18 protein-coding genes and 1 other RNA gene are annotated in these 17,770 nt (G+C 58.2%); 4 read left to right on the plus strand and 15 right to left on the minus strand.

Annotated elements, in window-relative coordinates; genetic code table 11:
- Positions 1-277: 277 nt before the first annotated feature.
- The 6 genes from HMPREF3169_RS09760 to HMPREF3169_RS09785 form a co-directional block, all read right to left on the minus strand.
- Entirely contained in the window at positions 278-1,033 is a 756-nt protein-coding gene (locus HMPREF3169_RS09760; protein ID WP_070456345.1) for an iron ABC transporter ATP-binding protein, read from the minus strand.
- Positions 1,030-2,073: an iron chelate uptake ABC transporter family permease subunit gene (locus tag HMPREF3169_RS09765; RefSeq protein ID WP_070456347.1), complete on the minus strand. Its 1,044-nt coding sequence runs from the start codon at positions 2,071-2,073 to the stop codon at positions 1,030-1,032. Before HMPREF3169_RS09765 ends, HMPREF3169_RS09760 begins: the two co-directional genes overlap by 4 nt.
- On the minus strand, positions 2,063-3,067 hold the full coding sequence (locus tag HMPREF3169_RS09770) for an ABC transporter permease (RefSeq protein WP_070456349.1): 1,005 nt from the start codon (positions 3,065-3,067) through the stop codon (positions 2,063-2,065). The genes HMPREF3169_RS09765 and HMPREF3169_RS09770 overlap by 11 nt, the downstream gene beginning before the upstream one ends.
- Before the next feature lie 69 nt (positions 3,068-3,136).
- A complete protein-coding gene (locus HMPREF3169_RS09775) occupies positions 3,137-4,150 on the minus strand; it encodes a siderophore ABC transporter substrate-binding protein (protein WP_062035635.1) in 1,014 nt (337 codons plus the stop codon).
- A 184-nt stretch (positions 4,151-4,334) separates the two neighbouring features.
- Positions 4,335-5,720, minus strand: coding sequence for a M20 family metallopeptidase (locus HMPREF3169_RS09780; RefSeq protein WP_070456350.1), 1,386 nt, complete (start codon positions 5,718-5,720; stop codon positions 4,335-4,337).
- 1 nt (position 5,721) lies between these two features.
- Positions 5,722-7,362 carry an AbgT family transporter gene (locus HMPREF3169_RS09785; RefSeq protein WP_070456352.1) on the minus strand — a complete coding sequence of 547 codons (1,641 nt, stop codon included), beginning with the start codon at positions 7,360-7,362 and terminating at the stop codon, positions 5,722-5,724.
- A gap of 215 nt (positions 7,363-7,577) precedes the next feature.
- Here HMPREF3169_RS09785 and HMPREF3169_RS09790 point away from each other — a divergent pair, with 215 nt between their 5' ends.
- Positions 7,578-8,915, plus strand: coding sequence for a M20/M25/M40 family metallo-hydrolase (locus HMPREF3169_RS09790; RefSeq protein WP_070456354.1), 1,338 nt, complete (start codon positions 7,578-7,580; stop codon positions 8,913-8,915).
- 26 nt (positions 8,916-8,941) lie between these two features.
- Here the strand turns inward: HMPREF3169_RS09790 and HMPREF3169_RS09795 are convergent, their stop codons facing one another.
- Entirely contained in the window at positions 8,942-9,226 is a 285-nt protein-coding gene (locus HMPREF3169_RS09795) for an OsmC family protein (protein ID WP_070456356.1), read from the minus strand.
- Between the two features lie 67 nt (positions 9,227-9,293).
- A complete protein-coding gene (locus HMPREF3169_RS09800) occupies positions 9,294-9,638 on the minus strand; it encodes a MarR family winged helix-turn-helix transcriptional regulator (protein ID WP_070456358.1) in 345 nt (114 codons plus the stop codon).
- 234 nt (positions 9,639-9,872) lie between these two features.
- Here HMPREF3169_RS09800 and HMPREF3169_RS13015 point away from each other — a divergent pair, with 234 nt between their 5' ends.
- Entirely contained in the window at positions 9,873-10,469 is a 597-nt protein-coding gene (locus tag HMPREF3169_RS13015) for an excalibur calcium-binding domain-containing protein (RefSeq protein WP_148132122.1), read from the plus strand.
- Between the two features lie 77 nt (positions 10,470-10,546).
- Here HMPREF3169_RS13015 and ssrA read toward each other — a convergent pair.
- The 6 genes from ssrA to prfB all read right to left on the minus strand — a co-directional run bounded on the left by ssrA (position 10,547) and on the right by prfB (position 14,696).
- Positions 10,547-10,925, minus strand: a transfer-messenger RNA (tmRNA) gene (ssrA, locus tag HMPREF3169_RS09805).
- A 111-nt stretch (positions 10,926-11,036) separates the two neighbouring features.
- The gene (locus HMPREF3169_RS09810; protein ID WP_061921113.1) at positions 11,037-11,393 is read right to left on the minus strand and encodes a DUF488 domain-containing protein; all 357 of its coding nucleotides are present in this window, start codon (positions 11,391-11,393) and stop codon (positions 11,037-11,039) included.
- 27 nt (positions 11,394-11,420) lie between these two features.
- Entirely contained in the window at positions 11,421-11,921 is a 501-nt protein-coding gene (gene smpB / locus HMPREF3169_RS09815) for an SsrA-binding protein SmpB (protein ID WP_061921111.1), read from the minus strand.
- Between the two features lie 24 nt (positions 11,922-11,945).
- Positions 11,946-12,848, minus strand: a complete 903-nt coding sequence (ftsX, locus tag HMPREF3169_RS09820; protein WP_070456360.1) for a permease-like cell division protein FtsX — start codon at positions 12,846-12,848, stop codon at positions 11,946-11,948.
- Positions 12,849-13,538 carry a cell division ATP-binding protein FtsE gene (ftsE, locus tag HMPREF3169_RS09825; RefSeq protein ID WP_061921107.1) on the minus strand — a complete coding sequence of 230 codons (690 nt, stop codon included), beginning with the start codon at positions 13,536-13,538 and terminating at the stop codon, positions 12,849-12,851. It abuts the gene before it with no gap.
- Between the two features lie 45 nt (positions 13,539-13,583).
- Positions 13,584-14,696: a peptide chain release factor 2 gene (gene prfB / locus HMPREF3169_RS09830; RefSeq protein ID WP_061921119.1), complete on the minus strand. Its 1,113-nt coding sequence runs from the start codon at positions 14,694-14,696 to the stop codon at positions 13,584-13,586.
- Positions 14,697-14,764: 68 nt separating this feature from the next.
- Here prfB and HMPREF3169_RS09835 point away from each other — a divergent pair, with 68 nt between their 5' ends.
- On the plus strand, positions 14,765-15,592 hold the full coding sequence (locus HMPREF3169_RS09835) for an inositol monophosphatase family protein (protein ID WP_061921105.1): 828 nt from the start codon (positions 14,765-14,767) through the stop codon (positions 15,590-15,592).
- Entirely contained in the window at positions 15,585-16,370 is a 786-nt protein-coding gene (gene hisN / locus HMPREF3169_RS09840; protein ID WP_061921103.1) for a histidinol-phosphatase, read from the plus strand. Before HMPREF3169_RS09835 ends, hisN begins: the two co-directional genes overlap by 8 nt.
- A 72-nt stretch (positions 16,371-16,442) precedes the next feature.
- Here the strand turns inward: hisN and HMPREF3169_RS09845 are convergent, their stop codons facing one another.
- Complete coding sequence (locus HMPREF3169_RS09845; RefSeq protein ID WP_061921101.1) at positions 16,443-17,642, minus strand: S1 family peptidase; 1,200 nt, start codon at positions 17,640-17,642, stop codon at positions 16,443-16,445.
- Positions 17,643-17,770: the final 128 nt, after the last annotated feature.

Below are 17,770 nucleotides of genomic sequence, written 5' to 3' on the forward strand. Positions count from 1 at the left end.
CAGACATCATCACGACAACGACAACCAGAAGCCTTTTATCCAGCTCCTCGCTCTCGAAGCGACTCGGAATAACTTACTCACTTCTTTGATTAGTGTCAAATCCGTGAAGAAAAATTCATCCTCGTCTCAACTTGTTAACCTTGCGGCCACCTTGTTGCGACTTGGAATAATTTAGCGCGCACTAGTGTTAGTACACAAATCGCCAGGTAAATCCACCATTTCGGAGACAAACCTGGCGTATCAAGCAACGCCCAGAGGGGGCGACGTCGTCAAGCAGTTAGTGATAGCAGGCCAACAATCCATCTGGGCCGTCGATAACTTTGATGGGCGTATTGAAGATTGGGGTCAGCACCTCGTCGCGCATGACCTCCTTCGGATTACCGAAGGCCACCACTTCCCCATTCTTCACCGCACAGATGTGATCGGCGTAGCGAGCAGCGAAGTTGATGTCATGCAAGACGATGATGATCGTGCGCCCGAAGTTCTGCGCGGCCTCCTTGAGGTGCTTCATCATTTCCACGGAGTGCGCGATATCAAGGTTGTTGAGCGGCTCGTCCAGCAAAACGTAATCAGTCTCCTGACACAGGACCATCGCCACATACGCGCGCTGACGCTGGCCGCCCGAGAGCTGGTCCAGGTAGCGGTCCTCCAAATCGCTGAGGTGAAGGAAGTCAATGTACTTGGAGATGATCTCCTCGTCCTCAGCCGTCAGGCGGCCATGCGAGTACGGGAAGCGGCCAAACCCCACGAGCTGACGCACCGTCAGCTTCGTGATGAAGTGGTTCTCCTGCCGCAGGATGGACAAAACCTTGGCCAAGTCCTGGGACTTGGTAGAGGCGATGTCCAATCCAGCGACCTCAATGGTGCCTTCGTCGATATCGAGCAAACGCCCCACCATCGTCAGCAGCGTGGACTTGCCGGCACCGTTGGGCCCCACAAGCGCGGTGATACCGCCGGCCGGAATGTCGAGGGACACTGGGCCAATGTTCGTCTCGTGGGAATAGGTCTTCGCAACGTTATTGAGTGTGATCACAGTCTGCCCTTTCGCAAAATGACGATGAGGAATACCGAGCCGCCGACAAGTTCAATGATGATGGATACAACGCCCTGCGCGTAGAAGACGTGCTGCATGAGGAAGTACGCACCCGTGAGCACAGCAAAGGCGGTGGCGATGGCCATGGGGAACAAGTATCGGTGGTCGTAGGTTTCCGCGAACTGGTAGGCCAAGGTTGCCACCAAGAATCCGAGGAAGGTCATGGGACCTACGAGCGAGGTGGTGGTGGCCATGAGAACTGATACCAGGATCAGAGTAAAAATCGCGTTGAACTTGTGATTTACGCCGAGGTTGGTGGCAGCCTCGCGACCAAGCGAGAGCACGTTGAGGCGGCGGGAATTAAAGAAGAGCAACGCCGTCGCCGCAATCACCAGCGGAATTGCGATGGGATAATACTCAGTCTCAGCATTGTTGACCGAGCCAAACAGTCGTGCCGTCAGCACGTCGAATTCGCTGGGTGTCAGCATGCGCTGCATCAGAGTGGACAGCGATCCAAGTCCGCCACCAATGACCACGCCGACCAATAGCATCGCATGCATGTTGTTGCTGCGGTTTGTCAGCAGCCACGAGTACAGGATGAGCGAGAGCACAATCATCACTGCCATCTGGAACAGGAAGGTGCCCATGTTGCGGGCTTCCGTGAGACCCGTGGCGCCTAGGAAGAAGATGGTCGCAGTATTAATCGCCGCGTAGAGCGATTCAAAGCCCATGATGGACGGGGTCAGGATGCGGTTGTTGGTGACCGTATGAAAGGCCACGGTCGCAACGGCTTGACACACAGCCACGATAGCCATGGCGGTCACGGCGTCGGCACGGCGTTGCGCGATGAGCCACCACTTACGCGTTCCGAAGTCCATGGGGTTGTCATACGCCAGCAGGCCAAACGCGAAGAGTGCGCCCGCCACGATGAGCGCCACCAAGATGAGCCAGTACTTGCGCGCTGCTTTGGCCGACTGGAAGGAGCCCACATAGCGCTGCTTGGCGACGTCGCCTGTGCGCTGCTCTGTCTTAACGCTCACGGGTGGACCTCACAATCAGGAATACGAAGACAGCCGCGCCGACCACGCCCAGGATGACGGATACGGGCAGCTCAAACGGCGAAATGACGGTTCGGCCGAGGAGGTCACACAAGGTGACCGTGGCAATACCGAGCAGGCATACCCAAGGAAGGTTTGAGCGCAGGTCATCGCCGCGGAACATGCTCACCACGTTGGGAACGATAAGCCCCAAAAAAGGCAGGGAGCCCACGACCACGGTGACCACGCCAGTGGCCACAGCGATGAGCCCGGTGCCGATGAGGATCATTCGGTTGTAATTCAGGCCCACGTTGGTGGCGATTTCTTCGCCCAAGCCTGCGACCGTGAGTTTGTCCGCGTAGAAGAACACCGCGAGCAGCACCAGCAAAACGATCCACAGCACCTCGTACTGGCCCTCGTACACAGAAGTGAACGAGCCCATGAACCAGATACCCAGCTGCTGCAGTTTGTCGGTGGTCAGTGCTACGAAAGAGGACACCGCGCTGACGACGGCGCCCAGCATGATGCCGATGATCGGCACGATGAGCGAGGAGCGCAACGTGACTCGGCGCAAGAAAGCGAAAAAGACCATCGTGCCGATGAAAGAGAACACAACAGAAATGACCATGCGGCCAAGCACCGACGCGTGCGGGAGCACGATCATCGAAAAGAGAAGGCCGAGGCCTGCCCATTCCGTGGTACCCGTGGTCGTGGGTTCAACGAAGCGGTTCTGGGTGAGCAGCTGCATCACCAATCCACTCATCGCCATCGCCGCGCCCGCGAGCACCAGGGCGATGGTGCGCGGAATGCGCGTGGTCATAAACATGTTGCGGCCGTCGTCGTGATCAAGGATCGAATACTCCCCCACCATGAGCGAAAGGAGGAGCAACGCCGCTACAGCCACGACGCCGAGCAACAGCTTCCAAGTGAAAAGCTTGCCGCGGGAACGGCGCGCGGGTGGTGCTTCTTGAACCGCGGTTTTCTCTGCTGAAGTCAAAATTTATCTCTTTCACACCAAAAACCGGAAAGCCTTTCGGCGTTCCGGTTTCGGTTCTATTTGTGCAGGTTAGGACTGCTTCTCAAAGGCGTCAGCCAGAGCATTGAGAATCTCAGTGTAGGTAATGATGCTCTCGTTGACGTAGGTATCAGCCGGGGCAACGTAGACGTTGCCCTCCTTGACTGCGGTCACGTTCTTCAGCGCAGCATTCTCGTTAACGAGTTTGTCGCCTGGAACGTGTTCTTCGCCTTCCTTGCTGACGGCTGCGTCGCGGTCCATGACGAGGATCCAGTCCGGGTTGGACTCAGCGATTGCCTCGACGGAGATGTCATCGCCCTCGTGGTCATCGGTTCCTTCCGGAACCTCAAGAGCCGGGGTCATACCGATGAGGTCGAAAACCGGGCCGTAGGTGCGGCCGATCTTCGGCGCGATGTAGCCGATCTCGCCACCGGAGGTGTTCACTGCCATGACCTTCTTGGAAGGATCATAAGCTTCCTTGGCGCGCTTTGCGGCTGCGTCGAAGTCCTCGATGAGCTTGGCTGCATCCTCTTCGTGTCCGAAGGTCTGGCCCAGTGCCTCGGTGTGGCGCTTGAGCTCTTCGAAGAAGTCCTTGTCATCACGCGGCTCAAAGTCGAGCACTGGGACATCTTCCACCAGCTTTTCGATGTCTTCCTGGTGCTGCTCGAAGCGCTGGCCGTTCCAGACCACATCCGGTTCCGCAGCGACGAGAGATTCCAGATCCGGCTCGCGGTGGGAACCGAGGTCAGCTGCGACGGTGTCCTTGTTGTAGACATCGCGCACGGTGGAAGGAACCAACTTCAGCGGTGCGGCGGCAATCTTGACATCCCAGTCAGCAAGAATCTCGAAAGCGCGGTTGTCCGTAACGGCCGGGGCAGAAACCGGGGCAGCAATCTTCTTCTCACCGAAGTTGTCCTCGAGAGTGATCTCCGTGGTCTCGGAGGAGGACGCTGCGGAGGTGTCAGAAGAACCGGAGGTGGACTCTTCAGCAGAAGAGCAAGCGGTCAGAGCCATCGACAGGGCTGCGACGGACGCGACGAGAGAACGACGAATCTTGGCGGTCATGATGTCCTTTTCGAAAAGTTTTCAAATACTCGCCTAACCTAACTGAAGTAAGCCTTACCTTTCAAGCAGCTTTTGTTAGGCAAGCCTACAAATGCAATAAAATATAGGTTGAACTGCGCAAAGAGTCGGTTACCCCCACCTCCTTGCACAGTGCAAGAAAACCTACTCGGCGCCTACTCGGAGCCTAGTCCGCGGCCGATTCTGCCAAGAGATCCGCCACCGAAACAGCGCCCTGTTCGGCAAACTCCGCGTTCGCTGCCGCGCGCATTTTCGTGTCCGCCAAGTAGTCAATCGCTACTTGAGCCAAGCCTGCTGCGGAGTCCACTGCGGCGTCGACAGCTGCATCCGTTGCGGCCCAGCGAGCGAAGTCCTCGGTATGCAGGGCAACGTCGGACGGAGAGACCTTGACCATCGGGTGAATGCCCGGCACAAGGTGCGAGACGTTACCGAAGTCCGTGGACGCGGCAAGGGTCTCCGGCACGGTTCCCGCGGGAAGTGCCGTCCTTCCGCGCAGCGTTTGCGTGCGCGTCCACCGCTCCACCAGCGCCTCGTTGTTGCGCACCGGCAGCGTCATCGGGTGCTCGTCCCATTCGACATCGACCTGGACGCCGGCCATTAGCGCAGCCCCCTCAACGATTTCGTTAACGCGTTGGGACAAATCCATGAGGGTCTGGTTGCCCAAGGAACGCACATAGATGTGCATCGAGGCTTCACGCGGAATCACCGAAGGTCGCGTTCCCCCGCCCATGATGGCGTGGACGCGATCGCTCGGAGGCATCTGCTGACGCATCAGGCCAATGCCCTGGTAGGCCAAGGATGCGGCGTCGAGGGCGTTGCGTCCCATGAATGGTTGCGAACTCGCGTGCGCCGCCACGCCGCGAAAGTACACGTTGACGCTGCGGCGCCCGACCCACGCGTGCGAGCCAATGTCATAGCCAAAGCCGTGGATCATCATCGCCGCATCCACGGAGTCAAGGCTGCCGCCACGGATCATGTACTCCTTGCCCGAATGCCCCTCCTCAGCCGGGGTGCCCTGCAGCAGCAGACGCCCCTCGACGCCGCCGTTCTTACGCAGCGCCTCGACCGCGGACAGGAATCCGCCCACGCCCGCGGCAGCGATGACGTTGTGACCACAGCCGTGCCCGATACCGGGCAGCGCGTCATACTCGGCCATGATTGCCACGGTGGGATGAGATGACGCATCGAAATTCGGGCTCCTCCACTCCGCCTCGAAAGCGGTTTCCACCCCGTAAACACCGCGTCGGACGGGGAAACCGCGTTGCTCCACGACGTCGGCAAGCAGGCCCATCGAGCGGTGCTCCTCGAAGGCCGTCTCTGGGTGAGCATGCAAATCCTGCACGATGTGGGCGGCAAGCTCGCGGTTGGCGTCAGCGCTTTCTGACGCCGCCTTCCACAGCACGTCCTGCCCCGCATAAGCCTCCGCCAGGGATGCTTGCGCCCCCGCGTTGGCTGCTTGGGCGGCCGCCACGCGCTGCGCAATGAGCTGCTCCGTGGCCTCCAGATACGCCGTTGATGGATTGTTTCTTGCGTGATTGTCGCTATCGCACACGTTATCCCTCGATGAAAATGTTGTTGCCCGGACCCAGCGGCAGGTCTGCGTAGAACCAGATGGCCAGCAGGATTGCCCACGCGGTGAAGAACGGAACCACGTATGGCATCAGGCGCGCCATCAGGGTGCCCAGGCCTGCCTTCGGCTCGTAGCGCTGCAAGAATCCCAGCATCACAATCATATACGGGTTCAGCGGAGTGATGATCTGAGTTGCAGAGTCGCCCACACGGAAGGCGCCCTGAATAAAGGCCGGCTCGTAGCCCAGCAGTGCGAACATCGGAACGAACACTGCCGCCATCAGGGTCCACATCGAAGAACCGGAGATGATGAGCAGGTTCAGGCATGAGGCCAAGACGATGAACGCGAGGACCGCGCCAAAGCCGGTGAGACCGATGGATTCCAGGAATGCCGCGCCCTTGACCGCAGTAAAAGTACCGATGCCGGTCCACGCAAACAGCGCCACGAACTGGCCCAAGATGAAGGCCAAGATGAGAAAGCTCAACATGTCTTTCAGCGAGCCAATCATCATGTCGACGACATCCTTGATGCCGTTGACGGTGCCCACGACCTTGCCGTAGACCACACCGAGCACAAGGAAGTACAGGAAGACGATGGAGCTCATCAGCGGAGACTTCGGCAGGAAGCCTCCGGTCTCGTTACGCCACGGGGAATCTGGCAGAAGAATGGCGAACAACAGTGCCGCGGTAACGATGACGGTGGCAACTGCAGACCACACCAGGCCTTTGCTTTCAGTCAGGGAAAGCTCTGCGGAGAGCTCCTCGCCGTTCTCGTCGCGGTCGCCGCGGTGTGCGGCCTCTTCCGGATCGATGTCCTCTTCGGTAGGCACTTCCTGTTTCCACATGCGCGGCTCGATGACGCGGTCAGTGATGTAACCAGCCAAGACACCGAGAACGATGGAAGATGCCACGTTGAAGAAGTAGTTGGACATTGCGTTCACGTCAGAGGACTCCATGCCCGGGAGGGTTTCCATAACCGCGGTGGTAATACCTGCGAACAGCGCATCCAGGGAGGTCGGGACCAGCGCGGTGGAGTAGCCAGCGCCAACGGCAGCGAAGCCACCGATGAGGCCTGCGACAGGGTGACGGCCGGCTGCCTTGAACACCATCGCCGCCAGTGGCGGAACGATAACGAAGGCAGCGTCAGCCATGACCGATGCGGTCACGCCAATGACGCCGACCGCGTAAGGCAAAAGCCATGGCTTCGCAGAGCCGAAGAACTTGCGAATGAGGGCGGAGAGCATTCCGGAGCGCTCGGCCACGCCGACTGCCAACATGATGGGCAGCACCGTAACCAGCGGCGGGAAGTTGATGTAATTCTCGCCCATCGTGGTGGTAAACCACGACATGCCCTCGCCGGTGAACAAGCCCTTGACGGGCTGGATTTCATCAGATCCAGGCACCTGCACCTTGATGTCCATCCACGCCATGATGGAAGAAGCAACGCCGGTGATGAGGAACAGGATCAGGAAGATGGTAAACGGCTCTGGCAGCTTGTTGCCTACGTATTCAACGCCGTTGAGAAACTTATCGAGCCAACCGTTACTGGCTGGTTGAGTCTTCGCGTCCTTTGCAGGACTTGCACTCCCCTGCGGCTCACTCGTGGTCTCTTTTGTGATGGCCATGGTGGTTCTCCTCGTGTTTTAAGGGGATTGGTCTTTTATTTGTGGTCATCTTGCCCATTTACTGAGGGGTTATCCCCGCGACACTTTCTAGACAATGTAGCTTACATTACATATAACAGTGATGTGCATCTCAACTTTTTATTTATCGGTTAGTATATAGAAATCTTGGAACGTAGGACACTCAACGACAAAACCAGAAAGGCGGCTTCCTCAGAATGGGTTTATTCAACGACACTCTTGAACTCTTGCAGGGATTAATTCGCAATCGTTGCATCAACGACGGCACACCCGGAAGTGGCCACGAGTACCGCAACGCGAACCTGTTGGAGGAGTTCTTCGAGGGCTCGGGAGCCCAGGTGGAGCGCTTCGAGCCAGAACCCGGCCGCGTATCGATCGCGTTTACAGTGCCCGGCAGCAACCCCACAGCGGAACCACTGACGATGCTCGGTCACATTGACGTAGTCCCCGTTGACGTGGACAAATGGACTCACGATCCCTTCGATGCCGAGGTGGTAGACGGTGTTCTGTACGGCCGCGGGGTATTCGACATGCTCTTCATCACGGCGTCGCAAGCCGCAGCCACGCGCGAAACAGCCCGGCGCGCGCAGGCAGGCAACCCGCCAAGGGGAACAGTGACCTTCGTGGGGCTCGCCGACGAAGAATCCGGCGGAAGGTTGGGCGCGCGCTGGATTTCTGAGAACCGACCCGACGCATTCTCTTGGAAGAACTGCCTCTCCGAGACCGGCGGCTCGCATCTGCCGGTGCGTGATGGCAGCGATGCTCTGGTTATCAACGTCGGCGAGAAGGGCATCTTCCAGCGTCGCCTCCATGCCACAGGGGATACGGGGCACGGCTCCCTTCCCTATGGAAAGTCTTCATCCATCCTCACACTGGCGGAGGCCGCCCGGCGCGTGGGCGCGTTGGCAATGCCGCCCGCCTATGACCACGTGTGGTCCTGGTTCGTGGAGGCGTTCCACTTCGATCCAGATACCACCGCCGCGCTTGTCGACGGATCCGCAGGGGACGCTACTTACGAGACTTTCGGTAAGCTAGCGGCGTTCGCACACTCTTTTAGTCACACCAACATCGCTTTCACGGGGATTCATGGCGGTAGCGCCATCAACGTCATTCCCTCGAAGGCTTATCTCAACCTCGACATCCGGGCGCATCCGACGGATACCGCGGATTCTGTCGACGCCGCCCTCATTGCGGCGCTGGGGGACATGGCGGATGCGATAAGGATCGAGCATCTCAACAATGAGGCCCCCTCGGCATCGCCTGCAGAAGGTCCGCTCTGGGATGCGATGGCTGCGACATTTGGCGAGTTCTTCCCAGAGGCATCAGTTGTGCCCGTCTACGCCTCGGGCGGCTCAGATCTGCGATTCGCCCGCCGCATGGGTGGTGTGGGCTATGGTTTCGCCCTGCATGCTCGCCCACGGGACTTAGCTAGCGCCAACAACGAGCTACATTCACATGACGAATGCCTCCACCTGGAAGACCTAGAACTCACAGTGAAGGCATACGATGCGCTGGTTCAGCGCTTTTGTGGTTAAGAAATGGTGCTCCAGCACCGCGCCGATTAATCCTCGACGACAGAAACCTTGACGTCGATGTTGCCGCGGGTGGCGTTGCTATAAGGGCAGACCTCATGCGCCTTGTCGGCGAGGGCCACCATCTGCAGCGCGGAGTGGAAGCAGGCTGCGTAGCCGGCAGCAAAGAGGAGCTCTGGGTTCGCGGCGCCGCCTTGGCCACCCATCTCCTTAGGAATGGCTAGGTCCATGTCAACCAGGCCATCAGCGGAACGTACGTGGCCGTCACGACCAGCGCCAGTTGCCAGTGCTTCTGCGGTGTAGATTGCGTTCATGTTGTAGCTCCTAATGGGTAAAGGTTTAGCGCACTTGAATGGGTGCAGTTGATTTGATGCAAATGAATTAATGTTCGTGGACGAGCTTGGTAGCCTTCTGCGCGAGTGAGCGCAGCGTATCCATTTCTTCGCGCGAAAGCCCGAGACTATCGATGAGGCAGGATTGCACCCAACCGGCTTCAGCGCGTAGTTCCTGGCCTTGGTCGCTGAGATGAATTAGCACGACGCGCGAGTCTTCTTCGGAACGTTCGCGGGTGATGTAGCCGATTTTCTCAAGGCGCCGCAGCAAGGGCGAGAGCGTTCCACTATCGAGGTGCAGCTTCTCCCCTAGATCGCGGACTGTAATGCCGTCACACTCCCAAAGCGCGAGCATGACAACATACTGCGGATAGGTCAGGTCCAGCTCTTTCAACGTACGCAATCTAAATCGGGCAAACCATCACCAAAGTTTTCAGACAGGTTGTCGATTCAGAAAATCTCGATAGCCAATCAAAATAGCCGAGAAGTTCCGATGTCACTTTGCCCTCTAAATGCAATCGTCGAGCAGTAAGATTTTTATTCGCAGTCTTCGCTATTCGCTCATGCGCCGGTAGTGAAACCGTCAATCTCTTTAAAACTAAACCGCTCCCTTCAGAAGGACAGCAGCATGAAACGCCTGCTACCAATTATTCTCGCCGTTCCTCTCGCACTAACTGCATGCGGCAGCGCGGAGGAATCCGCAGACTCCACCACCCCCTCTAGCACCCAAATCACCAGCACTACTTCAGCAACTAGTACCACTGCTACGTCAAGCACATCGGCAACCAGCAGCGCTTCTTTGACTAGTCAAACACCATCACCAACCTTGCCCGTCGATGCAGAAGATGATGACGATCTTCACGTAGTGCCGCCGCAGAACATCGGCCAAGAAAAAGACCCAGTAATCGGTTACACCGAAGCACCTGGAGAAACATCCCCAACACCGATGAACAAAACCATTTCAACCTGTGGCGATCCTTTGCTCCATGAGCGCGGAACAACATTCTTCACAGACGGAACCTCTGGTTGGACGCAGCAATGTTCCAATGAGATGGACGTTCCTGTGGAACCTGCCCAGGCCCCTGCGCCAGCACCTGAATATTCGGGCGGCGACAGTCGAACCTGCGCTGAGATTGGCCACAAAGTTTACCCCGGCGATCCGGAATACAGTCCCGACCGCGATAGCAACGGTGATGGCGTAGGATGCGAGTCCCAGCCGGGCTAGACGTACCTATGATCCGGTTTAAGTAGCAATTACAGAACGAAGAAAGCCCCAGCTAAACATCGTTTAGCTGGGGCAAGTGGTGGAGCCGCCGGGAATTGAACCCGGGTCCTTCGTCACCTCGCCAGGGCTTCTCCGTGCGCAGTTTGCACAGGATCTCTACTCGGCCCTCCGGCACGGGCAAACACGTTCCGGATGATGGGCCCAGTTGCTCTAGAAGTCCCCTTCCGGCCGAACAACAAACCAGAAAGGCAAGTTCCTTAGTCGATGCCAGGAACCAGGTCAGGAACTAAACCTGGGCTGACAGACACGCGTCGCTGAAATTAGGCAGCGAGGGCGTAGTCACGCTGAGAGTTCTTCTCTGCGTTTATTGGTTGCTGCGACGCTTACGGTGGTCTCCAGCCTGCACCGGCACGCTTCCCCTGGCTCAATGTACGAAGTCGAAACCAAGTCGACCCCATTAACCTACAGAGCGGGTATGTGCAATTCTCTGCGGTTTGCTCTACGCTACTCCAACACCGGCTTAGGGCTCAAGTCCCCGGCATAAACCCTATGTGGTTCATCGCTGCCCTACTGCGCATCCAGCCAATCTTTAAGCACTGTAGCGTGGTTTACCTCGCGGTCCTTGGCGGCGAAGATAAGCGTTACTGCACCCTTGTCTGCGAGGCGGCGCAGGTTTTCCATATCTTCGGCGTCGTTCGCGTCAAGCTCAGACTTATAGCGCTTGGAGAACTCATCGAATGAATCCGCGTCGTGGTTCCACCACTTGCGCAGCTCAGGGCTGGGAGCTACGTCTTTGAGCCAATAGTCCGGCGCCAAGTCATCCTTGCTTATCCCGCGCGGCCAGAGCCTGTCCACGAGCACCGACTTGCCGGTTACTTTTGTCTCGCCCTTGACGACGTCGTGTGCCTTTGCCGTATGAATCATGGCACCCAGGCTACGTCGTGGCGGCGCTTAGGCGTTGATTCCCTTGATGCGGCGCCCCAGTTCGCGGGTGATTTCGCGGTCTTGATCGCGGCGCTTGATGGCCTCCCGCTTGTCGTAGTCCTGCTTACCCTGGGCAAGGCCCAACTCGCACTTGGCACGGCCATCTTTCAGATAGACCTTGAGCGGCACCAGAGTCTTGTTGCCATCGCGCACCTGCCCCATGAGCTTGTCAATCTCACGGCGGTGCAGCAGCAGCTTGCGGGTGCGCTTTGGCGAGTGGTTTGTCCAGGTCCCCTGCGAGTACTCAGGGATGTGGAGGTTGCGGATATAAACCTCGCCGTCGTCGATGGTTGCGAACGCATCGACGAGCGAGATTTTGCCCTCACGCATTGACTTGATTTCGGTTCCCACCAGGACCATGCCGCATTCGAGGGTATCGAGAATCTTGTAATCGTGACGGGCACGGCGATTGGTGGCTAGGGTCGTGTTGTTATCGACCGCTGCTTTCTTCTTTGCCTTCTTCGCCATAATTTCTACAACTATACGCGGTGCTTACTTGCGCACATAAGCGCGCAGGGTAATCTGCGCCGTCAGTGCAGCAAAGATCAGTGCGAATACGCCCACGATAGGCAGAGCAACCAAAATGTCCGAGCTCTTAATCGGTGCCAGAAGCTGCGATTCGTAGAGATTCTTCAGCGAGGGGTCAACCACCGCGGACTTACCCACGGAGATGCCCACACCAGCGAGCACGACGCCGATCAGCGTTCCGAGGAGTGCTTCCAGCACGAACGGAGCCTGGGTCATCCAGCGGGATGCACCCACCATACGCATAATCGAGGTCTCACGGGAGCGGTTGAAAGCAGCAATCTGAACCATGTTCGCGATCAGGAAGATAGCTGCGATTGCCATCACGGCTGCGAGCACGAAGGTGGCATTGCGGATGGCGTCCAAGTTATGGGCGGCACCGCGGACTTCTTCTTGCTGGTCAATGATTTCGCCGACTGCCGGGTTGTCTTTGATGGCGTCGACTGGCGCGGTATCCGTGGGATCGACCAAGCGGACGTGGAAGGCCGCTGGCAGCGCGTCGGGAGAGGTCTCCTCCACCATCACAGGATCGGTCTCCTTGAAGAGCTCGACGAAGCGGTCGTAGGACGCCTGACGGTCACGATAAGTCACCGATTCCACGTCGTCGTCGCTTTCCAGCTGCTTCTTCAAGTCAGCGCATTCCGGAGAACTACATTCCGGATCGTTTGCTGAGATGTCCTCATTGAGCTGAACCATGACTTCCACGCGCTCCAAGTAGATCTCCTTGGTGTCGTTGGTCATGTTGGTCACCAGCACGCCGGCGACGACCAGCGCTACGGAAATGGCGGTCGTGATAACCATCGCCACCGTCATGGTCAGGTTGCGGCCGAGCCCCTTAAAAGCCTCGCGTAAAACTAGTCCTAGTTGCATTTACAGAGCCTCTCCGTACAGTGCGTGGTCTTCATCGCGAACGAGCTTGCCGTTGTGCAGCTCGAGGACGCGCTGGCGGGCATCATTGACGGCACGTGCATTGTGCGTAGACATGATGACTGTGGTGCCGCGGCGGTTGATCTGGGATAGCAATCCCAAAATCTCCGAGGCAGTACCCGGGTCCAGGTTGCCCGTCGGCTCATCTGCAAGGACCAACTTGGGGCGGTTAACAAAGGCACGCGCCACGGCAACGCGCTGCTGCTCACCACCGGAAAGCTCGTGCGGCATGCGGTGCTGTTTGGAACCCAAACCCACCATTTCCAGAACTTCTGGAACCGCTTTGTCGATCTTGGACTTCTTCTTGCCAATGACCTCGAGCGCGAAGGCCACGTTTTGGTAGACGTTCAGTTTCGGCAGCAGGCGGAAGTCTTGGAAGACGTAGCCGATGGACTGGCGCAGCTGATTGATCTGGCGGCCTTTCAGCGCATTGACGTGGAAATCGCCGAAGTGAATGTCGCCGGAGGAAACATTCGTCTCACGCACCATCAGCTGTAGGAATGTCGATTTACCGGAGCCGGAGGGCCCGATCAGGAAGACGAATTCGCCGTCATCGATCTGAAACGAGACGTCGTCAAGCGCGGGCCTTGTCGACGTTCTATAAACCTTGGACACATTTTCAAAGGTGATCACTCAAGCCACATTAGCAACATGAGTTAACAACAGAAAGTGTAAAACCTAACTTTCCTGCTCTTCCTTCTGCGCCTCAGCCATACGCCAGCGGATTCCGGCCTCCAAGAATCCATCCAGGTCACCGTCGAGCACCTTCGATGGATCGCCCACCTCATAGTTAGTGCGTAGGTCCTTGACCATCTGATACGGATGCAGGACATACGAGCGCATTTGGTTTCCCCACGAGGCATTACCGCCTGCGCCGAGCGCATCCATCTCCGCTTGTTCTTCCTGACGCTTGCGCTCCAAAAGCTTGGCCTGCAGCACGCGCATCGCCGAGGCTTTGTTCTGGATCTGGGATTTTTCATTCTGGCAGGTCACCACGATGCCGGTCGGAATGTGCGTCAGACGCACCGCGGAATCCGTAGTATTAACTGACTGGCCGCCAGGGCCCGAAGAGCGATAGACATCGACGCGCACGTCCGCATCCGGAATATCGATATGGTCGGTCTGCTCCACCACCGGCAGCACCTCCACCTCAGCGAAGGAGGTCTGGCGCCGACCCTGATTATCGAAGGGCGAGATGCGGACCAAACGGTGGGCGCCCTGTTCTACAGAAAGCTGGCCGTACATGTACTCGCCGTGCACCACGAAGGTGGCCGACTTGATGCCCGCCTCCTCTGCATAAGAAATGTCGTAGACATCCACCTTATGGCCATTCTTTTCCGCCCAGCGCACGTACATACGCATGAGCATCTCAGCCCAGTCCGCCGCATCCACGCCACCTGCACCGGAACGGATGTTAATAACGGCCTCGCGCGGGTCATACTCGCCCGAAAGCATCGTGGTCACTTCCAGCGCCTCGATGAGGGTGCCCAGCTCGTCTAGCTCGTCGTCGGCAAGCGAGGTGTCCCCCTCTTCCTCCGCCAACTCGTACATAACCGGCATATCGTCCACGCGAGAACGCAGCGATTCCAGCTTGCGAATCTTGGCCTGCGCGGCCGAAAGCGCGGAAGTCACCTGCTGCGCGTGGGCCGGATCATCCCACAAAGAGGGGTCACCAGCCTGAGCCTCGAGCTCACGAACCTGCTCAGCTAAAGCTGCAGGATCCATGACCTTTTCAATGGTCGTAAGGGTGGAATCCAATTCGGCAAGACGGGCTGATTGTTCGGGACGCATAGCGCCCAAGTCTACCTGCGCAGCACACACAATTAGCCATCGGCCGCATTTAGCGGGACAATAGCTCCATGACTCAACAGCCGAGCTTGAATGAGATGATCGACGCGATCACCAAAACCTTTCTGGTAGCTCACGTAGATGACACCGACGCACACCTTGCGCAGGCACTCGTTTACAACGCAGGCCGCCTAGCATGGCGCATGCGTGAGCAGGGCATTGACGTCGATCAGAAGACCTCCATTTCTGATGTCGTCACCGATGCAGACCGCGCCACCGAGCGCTTCGTTGCCGGCGTGCTCGAGGTGGTGCGCCCCGAGGACGGCATCCTCGGAGAGGAGGGCGCTACCCGCCCTTCCACCTCGGGACGCAACTGGGTCATCGACCCAGTAGACGGTACCTATAACTTCGCATCTGGCTCGGATTACTGGTGCTCGGCGCTCGCGCTTACCGACGCCGAGGGCGTCATCATGGGCGCAGTGCACCGCCCCGCCATGGGCTACACCTGGTTCGGCGGCCGTGACTTTCCTACTTCCCGTGATGGAAAGGACGTCGCCAAGCTGCAGGATAAACCGGCAAATGAAACCAGCATGGCAACCTACCTGCACCCTACATCCATTCAGGACCCAGAAATCCGCGCGGCCTGGCAGCGTGTGTCCGAGCACTTTGCTACAGTTCGCATGCTCGGCGCCGGTTCCGTGGACCTCTCCAGCGTTGCCGACGGCACCTGGGGTGCTTGGATGCAGCACAGCGTCGCGGACTGGGATTGGTTCCCGGGCAAAGCGCTGGTGGAGGCCGCAGGTGGCGCCGCCCGCAAGGTAGAAGCAGGCGGTGTGGAATGGTGCATCGCTGGTAATAAACAGGTTGTCGATCAAATGGAGGCATGGCTCCGTGGGTAAGTTCAAAGAAGACTTAGGCCTCGCGCTCGAGCTGGCAGGTCACGCGGATGTCATCACGATGCACCGCTTTGAGGCTTCCGATCTTTCGGTCAAGGACAAGCCGGATATGTCCCCGGTTTCTGACGCTGACTTGGCCTGCGAGAAGCAGATTCGTGAGGCTCTCAAGCGCTCCCGTCCGCGCGACGAAGTCTTAGGTGAGGAATTCGGTGGCACCCCCACCTTCAAGGGCCGCCAGTGGGTCATCGATCCAATCGATGGCACCAAGAACTTCGTGCGCGGCGTGCCGGTATGGGCCACGCTGATTGCTCTTTTGGAAGACGGTGAGCCTGTGGTTTCGGTGATTTCCGCGCCTGCTTTGCGACGTCGCTGGTACGCCGCCAAGGGCGGCGGCGCCTACCGCGTATTCGGCGGCGAGCCAAAGCGTCTACACGTCTCGCAGATTGACCAGCTCGAAAACGCCTCTCTGGCCATGGGCTCGTTGGCAGGCTGGGCTAAGCGCGGTTTGCGTGATTGCTTCGTGGAGCTCTCCGAAAAGACTTGGCGTCTGCGCGGCTATGGCGACTTCTGGAACTACTGCTTGGTGGCAGAAGGCGCAGTCGACATTGCGGCTGAGCCTGAGGTCTCCCTCTGGGATCTTGCAGCGCCGTCTTTGCTGGTAACCGAGGCAGGCGGCAAGTTCACCGGCCTCAACGGTGAGGCCGGCCCGCACCACGGCTCTTCGGTGGCTAGCAACGGCCTGCTGCATACGGCAGCGCTGGAAGCGCTGAAACTGCAATAGACAAAACAATCACTAAAACGGCTACATGCCCCGCGCTTCAAGCACGGGGCATGTAGCCGTTTGTGGGAGAGATTAGTTCTGCGGGAGCGTAAAGCCTGCTCCTACCCCACCGCGGCGGTTCATGTCCGCAAGGATTGCGTCCATGTTCATCGCTACGGTCGGATCGTGCAGAGCGCCCTGCAGCGGGGTGCGACAATCAGGCAGACCCGGGATAAGACCGCGGGAGATTGCACCGATGATGCGACCCTTGTACATAACCGGTGCGCCGGAATCACCTTCCATGGCGCAGACCTGGTTGATCTGGACTTCCTTGGCCTGCTGGTAGGTCATGCCACAGGTAGTGCCGGTTGCGACGCCAGTCTTGCAGGTGACAGCGCCCGGCTTGACATTGCCGCCAACCTCCGTGGCATGCACGCCATTGTAGTTGCGGGTTACCTCAGCCTTGGAGCCGAACTCGATGACCGAGTAGTCCAGGTAATCGTTCCTGGAGGCAATGGTGCCGGTTGGGCCAACCTGCCAGGAATCGGCGGAAGAAACTGGGTCACCGACGTTGCCGCAGTGTCCCGCGGTGATGCCTACCTTGCGGCCGGCTGCGTCGGTGCCTGCTGCGGTCAAGGTGCACATGGTGTCCTGACGAACATACAGCGGCGTACCTGGGCCGTACAAGGACTTTCCACGCGTCAACGCCGCATTGGATTCTTCAGGTACGCGCGGTGCGTCGAAGTAGGAACCAGGTACGCGATGCAACACGTAGTCATCGAAGGGCTTAGCGGCTGCCGCCTTGGAGAAAGCATCGTTCTTCCAGACGTAGTTCGGATCCGTGCCCTGTGGCTTAAAAGCTGGCTGCGTTGCCTGCTCAATCATGCCGACCGGGTTCGGGTTGGTCAGCGGTTGCGCGTACTGCTGGCTATCCGCATTCGCTTGTTCGATGACCGGCTGCACTGCGTTCTGGGCCTGGGACACTGCATCGTTGACGGCCGAATTCAGCGCTTTATTCTGTTCCTGAATTTGGTTCTGAACCTGGCCTTGCACTTGTGCCTGGGTCTGCGCAGCAGGCTGCTGCGTCTGCAGCATGTCACTTAAACCAGATTGCGCGCCGAAGCGAGCAAACTCATCGTTGACATGATTAACCACGGCATGCGCGGCGGCAGCTGGGTCGAATGGCTCGGCAGCAGGCAGTTCTTGGGCGCCTGCGGTGGGGCTCGCAAAGAAAAACGCACCTGCGAAAGCCGAGCCCACGATGACTTTCTTTAGGTGCGGAATGTGAAGCATGAACAAATCCCTCTATCTCTCTTGCTATTGGTCTAGCAAGGATCATCATTTCACGCGGGTAGGTATTACGAAGCTCTAATTTGCATCTGTTTCCAACCCGTTATCGTTTACACAGTTTGCGGGTGTAC

It is taken from the genome of Corynebacterium sp. HMSC08C04 (genome assembly GCF_001807495.1).
GTDB lineage: Bacteria > Actinomycetota > Actinomycetes > Mycobacteriales > Mycobacteriaceae > Corynebacterium > Corynebacterium simulans.

Excerpts from the sequence above, each read along its gene's own strand:
- HMPREF3169_RS09775 (WP_062035635.1), bottom strand. The coding sequence starts at position 4,150 with ATGACCGCCAAGATTCGTCGTTCTCTCGTCGCGTCCGTCGCAGCCCTG.
- HMPREF3169_RS09785 (WP_070456352.1), bottom strand. The coding sequence starts at position 7,362 with ATGGCCATCACAAAAGAGACCACGAGTGAGCCGCAGGGGAGTGCAAGT.
- HMPREF3169_RS09790 (WP_070456354.1), top strand. The coding sequence starts at position 7,578 with ATGGGTTTATTCAACGACACTCTTGAACTCTTGCAGGGATTAATTCGC.
- HMPREF3169_RS09795 (WP_070456356.1), bottom strand. The coding sequence starts at position 9,226 with ATGAACGCAATCTACACCGCAGAAGCACTGGCAACTGGCGCTGGTCGT.
- HMPREF3169_RS13015 (WP_148132122.1), top strand. The coding sequence starts at position 9,873 with ATGAAACGCCTGCTACCAATTATTCTCGCCGTTCCTCTCGCACTAACT.
- HMPREF3169_RS09810 (WP_061921113.1), bottom strand. The coding sequence starts at position 11,393 with ATGATTCATACGGCAAAGGCACACGACGTCGTCAAGGGCGAGACAAAA.
- smpB (WP_061921111.1), bottom strand. The coding sequence starts at position 11,921 with ATGGCGAAGAAGGCAAAGAAGAAAGCAGCGGTCGATAACAACACGACC.
- ftsX (WP_070456360.1), bottom strand. The coding sequence starts at position 12,848 with ATGCAACTAGGACTAGTTTTACGCGAGGCTTTTAAGGGGCTCGGCCGC.
- prfB (WP_061921119.1), bottom strand. The coding sequence starts at position 14,696 with ATGCGTCCCGAACAATCAGCCCGTCTTGCCGAATTGGATTCCACCCTT.
- HMPREF3169_RS09835 (WP_061921105.1), top strand. The coding sequence starts at position 14,765 with ATGACTCAACAGCCGAGCTTGAATGAGATGATCGACGCGATCACCAAA.
- HMPREF3169_RS09845 (WP_061921101.1), bottom strand. The coding sequence starts at position 17,642 with ATGCTTCACATTCCGCACCTAAAGAAAGTCATCGTGGGCTCGGCTTTC.